This is a genomic window from Streptomyces sp. RP5T (assembly GCF_003933965.1).
In the GTDB taxonomy this organism is placed as follows: domain Bacteria; phylum Actinomycetota; class Actinomycetes; order Streptomycetales; family Streptomycetaceae; genus Streptomyces.
This window is the reverse complement of record NZ_RSAJ01000587.1, coordinates 1-5,086: the sequence shown is the minus strand read 5'-3', so window position 1 is coordinate 5,086 and position 5,086 is coordinate 1. Positions and strand designations below refer to the sequence as shown.

5 protein-coding genes are annotated in these 5,086 nt (G+C 72.7%); all 5 read left to right on the top strand.

Annotated elements, in window-relative coordinates:
- The first annotated feature begins 412 nt into the window (after nucleotides 1-412).
- The 5 genes from EHS43_RS36950 to cseC all read left to right on the top strand — a co-directional run bounded on the left by EHS43_RS36950 (nucleotide 413) and on the right by cseC (nucleotide 4,918).
- The gene (locus tag EHS43_RS36950) at nucleotides 413-1,348 is read left to right on the top strand and encodes an A/G-specific adenine glycosylase (protein WP_125194987.1); all 936 of its coding nucleotides are present in this window, start codon (nucleotides 413-415) and stop codon (nucleotides 1,346-1,348) included.
- Nucleotides 1,349-1,594: 246 nt separating this feature from the next.
- Nucleotides 1,595-2,137, top strand: coding sequence for a SigE family RNA polymerase sigma factor (locus EHS43_RS36945; RefSeq protein WP_020122536.1), 543 nt, complete (start codon nucleotides 1,595-1,597; stop codon nucleotides 2,135-2,137).
- Nucleotides 2,122-2,796, top strand: coding sequence for a hypothetical protein (locus EHS43_RS36940; RefSeq protein WP_125194985.1), 675 nt, complete (start codon nucleotides 2,122-2,124; stop codon nucleotides 2,794-2,796). Before EHS43_RS36945 ends, EHS43_RS36940 begins: the two co-directional genes overlap by 16 nt.
- 66 nt (nucleotides 2,797-2,862) lie before the next feature.
- On the top strand, nucleotides 2,863-3,567 hold the full coding sequence (cseB, locus tag EHS43_RS36935) for a two-component system response regulator CseB (protein WP_125194984.1): 705 nt from the start codon (nucleotides 2,863-2,865) through the stop codon (nucleotides 3,565-3,567).
- Nucleotides 3,568-3,583: 16 nt separating this feature from the next.
- Nucleotides 3,584-4,918 carry a two-component system sensor histidine kinase CseC gene (gene cseC / locus EHS43_RS36930; protein WP_125194982.1) on the top strand — a complete coding sequence of 445 codons (1,335 nt, stop codon included), beginning with the start codon at nucleotides 3,584-3,586 and terminating at the stop codon, nucleotides 4,916-4,918.
- Nucleotides 4,919-5,086 lie beyond the last annotated feature (168 nt).

The window sequence follows — 5,086 nt, the reverse complement described above, 5'->3', positions numbered from 1 at the left end:
GGCCAGGTGCCGGTCCGTGCAGTCGATCAGCCACCACACCAGGTGGCCGTCGTCGTCGACGGTGTGGTGTGCCTCGAAGAACCGCCCGTCGACGGAACCGGTCATGGGCCGCGCGGCGCCGGGCGCCACAACTTTTCAGGATCATCATTCCGGAAACTGACACGTGCCGATCGCAGGGCGTGACCGTATCGGCCCACCGCCTACGGTCCGTGACCACGGACTCCGGCTCCTCGGTGCGCCGTTCGCCGACACCGACGGCCCGTTCGCGATCGTGTCCCTTGCACCTCTGGCCATGGCCGCGGACCGACTGCGCCGCGAGCGGCGCGCGTTGCGGGGGCTCGGCAGGTCCGGTGCCGCCCGGGGGTGGCGGTCCGCCCGCGCGGCCCCCCGGTCGTGGCAGGATCGGAAGGCCATGACTGCGCCCACGAACACCCCGCCCAGCAGCCCCGCCGACGGCATCACCGACGCCCCCCGCGGAGCGGGCCTGCACTCCCCTGTCATCGACTGGTTCGACGAGCACGCCCGGGATCTGCCGTGGCGGCGGCCCGAGGCCGGCCCGTGGGGAGTGATGGTCAGTGAGTTCATGCTCCAGCAGACGCCCGTGAGCCGGGTCCTGCCGGTCTACGAGCAGTGGCTCGCCCGGTGGCCGCGACCCGCCGATCTGGCCGCGGAGGCGCCCGGTGAGGCCGTGCGCGCCTGGGGGCGGCTCGGCTATCCGCGCCGGGCGCTGCGGCTGCACGGCGCGGCGGTCGCCATAACCGAGCGGCACGGCGGGGACGTACCCACCGACCACGCCCAGCTGCTGGCCCTGCCCGGGATCGGCGAGTACACGGCGGCCGCCGTGGCCTCCTTCGCGTACGGGCAGCGGCACGCGGTGCTGGACACCAATGTGCGGCGGGTGCTCGCCCGTGCCGTCACCGGTGTGCAGTACCCGCCGAACGCCACCACCGCCGCCGAGCGCAAGCTCGCCCGCGCGCTGCTGCCCGAGGACGAGAAGACGGCCGCGCGCTGGGCCGCCGCCTCCATGGAGCTCGGCGCGCTCGTCTGCACGGCCAAGAACGAGTCCTGCCCGCGCTGCCCCATCGCCGCTCAGTGCGCCTGGCGGCTCGCGGGCAAGCCCGAGCACGACGGGCCGGCCCGGCGCGGACAGACGTACGCCGGTACCGACCGCCAGGTTCGCGGCAAGCTGCTCGCCGTGCTGCGGGAGGCCCGCACGCCCGTCCCGCAGGCCGTGCTCGACGGGGTGTGGCACGAGCCGGTGCAGCGGGCGCGGGCACTGGACGGTCTGGTCGCGGACGGACTCGTCGAACCCCTGTCGGGTGGTTTGTATCGGCTGCCGTTGACATAGCCCGGCCATGGCCCGGCATGAGCAAACGGGCAAATCCCCCTGAACCGGCGTGAAAAGCCGCGCCGGTTTACCCCTTTTCGGCTTCCGTTACACAACCGACGGACAGCCGATTGCCAGCCGCGCGCTGCTCCGCACAGCCTCGTGACAACCGCTCCGTAGCTTCATTGCCATGCCGCACACCAGGCGGCAGCACACGCGATGAGGACCGGCAGGGACTGCCGGAACGGGGATCAGGAGGCGGTCGACATGGCGCAGGGCGAGGTGCTCGAGTTCGAGGAGTACGTCCGCACCCGGCAGGACGCGCTGCTGCGCAGCGCACGCCGTCTGGTCCCGGACCCGGTCGACGCGCAGGACCTGCTCCAGACGGCGCTCGTGCGGACGTACGGCCGCTGGGAGACCATCGAGGACAAGCGGCTCGCGGACGCCTATCTGCGCCGGGTGATGATCAACACCCGCACGGAGTGGTGGCGGGCGCGCAAGCTGGAGGAAGTGCCCACCGAGCAGCTCCCGGACGCCTCGGTCGACGACTCCACCGAGCAGCACGCGGACCGCGCCCTGCTGATGGACGTCATGAAGGTGCTGGCCCCCAAGCAGCGCAGCGTCGTCGTACTGCGACACTGGGAGCAGATGTCCACGGAGGAGACGGCCGCCGCCCTCGGCATGTCGGCCGGTACGGTCAAGAGCACGCTGCACCGGGCGCTCGCCCGGCTCCGTGAGGAGCTGGAGGCCCGCGACCTGGACGCACGCGCGCTGGAGCGTGAGGAGCGGGAGCGTTGCGCGGCGGCCTGACCGAACCCGGGCCCACCCGGCCGGACCTCGCTCCGGTCCGGGGGATCTTCCAGGCGGCAAGCACGGCGGTGGCCGGGCTGGCCGCCCTCGCCCTTTTCGTCTCCGCCTGCGCGACCGGCGGCACCGGCACCCGTGACGAGGGCCCGGCGCACGCGGTCGCGGGGACCGGCGTCTCCCCCTCGGCCCTGCCCTCGGCACTCGCCTCCCCGCGCCTGGACCGCAAGGGCGCGGTCGCCCTCCTCAGATCCGACCCGAAGGTCTCCGAGGCGGTCAAGCGCGACCTGGAGCCGTGCGGCACCGACCAGTACCCGGTGGACCTGTTCTACGGCGACCTGACCGGCGGCGCGGCCGACGACGTCGTCGTCAACGTCGTGACCTGTGCCGATCTGGTGGGCGTCGGCTCGTACGTGTACCGCGAGGAAGACGGTTCGTACCAGAATGTCTTCCAGACCGAGGAACCTCCCGTCTACGCCGAGATCGACCGCGGCGACCTGGTGGTGACCAAGCAGGTGTACGAGAAGGGCGACCCGGTGTCCGACCCCTCCGGCGAGAACGTGATCACGTACCGCTGGGTCTCGGGGAGGTTCGCCGCGGTCTACCGGACCCACAGCGACTACGGCAACGCCGGCACGGAACCGACTCCGGTGCCCGACAACTGAACCGATCGGGCCGCCCCAAGCGATGGTTCAGTGACCGCCACGACCCCGAAGAGTGAGAGCACCCGGATGGCAGACCAGACCCACGTGCTGTTCGTCGAGGACGACGACGTCATCCGCGAGGCCACCCAACTCGCCCTGGAGCGGGACGGCTTCGCGGTCACCGCCATGCCCGACGGACTGTCGGGCCTGGAGGCGTTCCGCGCGGACCGCCCCGACATCGCCCTCCTGGACGTCATGGTCCCGGGCCTGGACGGGGTCAGCCTGTGCCGCCGTATCCGCGACGAGTCCACCGTGCCGGTGATCATGCTGTCGGCGCGCGCCGACTCGATCGACGTGGTGCTCGGTCTGGAGGCCGGCGCCGACGACTACGTCACCAAGCCGTTCGACGGGGCCGTCCTGGTCGCCCGGATCCGGGCGGTGCTGCGCCGCTTCGGGCACGCGGGCGGGGCCGACAAGGGCGATGAGAACGCCGGCGCGGACGCCGGGGGCGTGCTGACCTTCGGGGAGCTGGAGGTCGACACCGAGGGCATGGAGGTGCGCAAGGGCGGGCAGCCGGTGGCGCTCACCCCGACCGAGATGCGGCTGCTCCTCGAGTTCTCCTCGGCCCCGGGCACGGTGCTGTCCCGGGACAAGCTCCTCGAGCGGGTGTGGGACTACGGCTGGGGCGGTGACACCCGGGTCGTCGATGTCCATGTGCAGCGGCTGCGGACGAAGATCGGCCAGGACCGGATCGAGACGGTCCGCGGCTTCGGCTACAAGTTGAAGGCCTGAGCGGGGGGCCTGGAGCATGCGGGGGATCCTTCGGGGCCCGGTGACGGAGCGTGTGGTGGTGCGGACCGGCCTGAGATGGAAGCTCAGCGCGGCCATCGCGCTGGTCGGCGCGCTCGTGGCCGTCGCGCTGAGCCTGGTCGTGCACAACGCGGCCCGCGTCTCGATGCTGGACAACGCGCGTGACCTCGCGGACGAGCGGATCCAGATCGCCCAGCGCAACTACGAGCTGACGGGCAAGCCGAACTTCCCCAGCATCGCGGTCGACGACCGTCATCTGCCGCCCGAGCTGCGGGAGAAGGTCCAGGAGGGCCGCCGGGCGACGTACGTCTCCGACCGGGCCGACCACGGGCCGGACATCTGGGCGGCGGTCCCGGTCAAAGGCGGGCATGTGCTGTCGCTGCACACCGGGTTCACCGACCGCAGCACCGACATCCTCAAGGACCTCGACCAGGCTCTGGTGATCGGCTCCATCGCCGTGGTCCTCGGCGGCAGCGCGCTCGGCGTGCTCATCGGCGGGCAGCTGTCGCGGCGGCTGCGGAAGGCGGCGACCGCGGCGAACCAGATGGCCAAGGGCGAGACCGACGTCCGGGTCAGGGACGCGATCGGCGGGGTCGTACGGGACGAGACCGACGACCTCGCCTCCGCCGTGGACGCCATGGCGGACGCGCTCCAGCAGCGGCTGGAGGCCGAGCGGCGGGTCACCGCGGACATCGCGCACGAGCTGCGGACCCCGGTGACGGGTCTGCTGACGGCGGCGGAACTGCTGCCTCCGGGGCGGCCCACGGAGCTGGTCCTGGACCGGGCGAAGGCCATGCGCACGCTGGTCGAGGACGTCCTGGAGGTGGCCCGGCTCGACGGGGCCTCCGAGCGGGCCGAGCTCCAGGACATCCTGCTCGGCGAGTTCGTCACCCGGCGGGTGGCGGCCAAGGACCCGGAGATCGAGGTCCGCGTGGTGCACGAGTCGGAGGTGACCACCGATCCGCGCCGCCTGGAGCGGGTGCTGTTCAACCTCCTCGCCAACGCCGCCCGGCACGGCAAGCCGCCCATCGAGGTCACCGTCGAGGGCCGCGTCATCCGCGTCCGCGACCACGGCCCCGGCTTCCCCGAGGACCTGCTCGCGGACGGCCCGAGCCGCTTCCGCACGGGCAGCGCGGACCGCGCGGGGCACGGGCACGGGCTGGGGCTGACGATCGCGGCCGGTCAGGCGCGGGTGCTGGGGGCGCGGCTGACCTTCCGCAACATCCGTCCCGCCGGGGCCCCGCAAGGAGTGGTGGCCGAGGGCGCGGTGGCGGTGCTGTGGCTGCCGGAGCACGCGCCGACGGCCACGGGGAGCTACCCCCTGCTGCCGTGACTCAGCCGGCCGCCACCAGCAGTTCCTCTCCCCTGGACGGTCGTACGCCGTCCGTCCTGCCCGCGAAGTAGCGCCGGTCCAGTTCCTCCACCGGCACGTGCCGCACCTCGCGGAACCCGGACGCGCGGGCCAGGGCGAGGATCTCGGCGGGCCGGAAGAGGCTCAGGA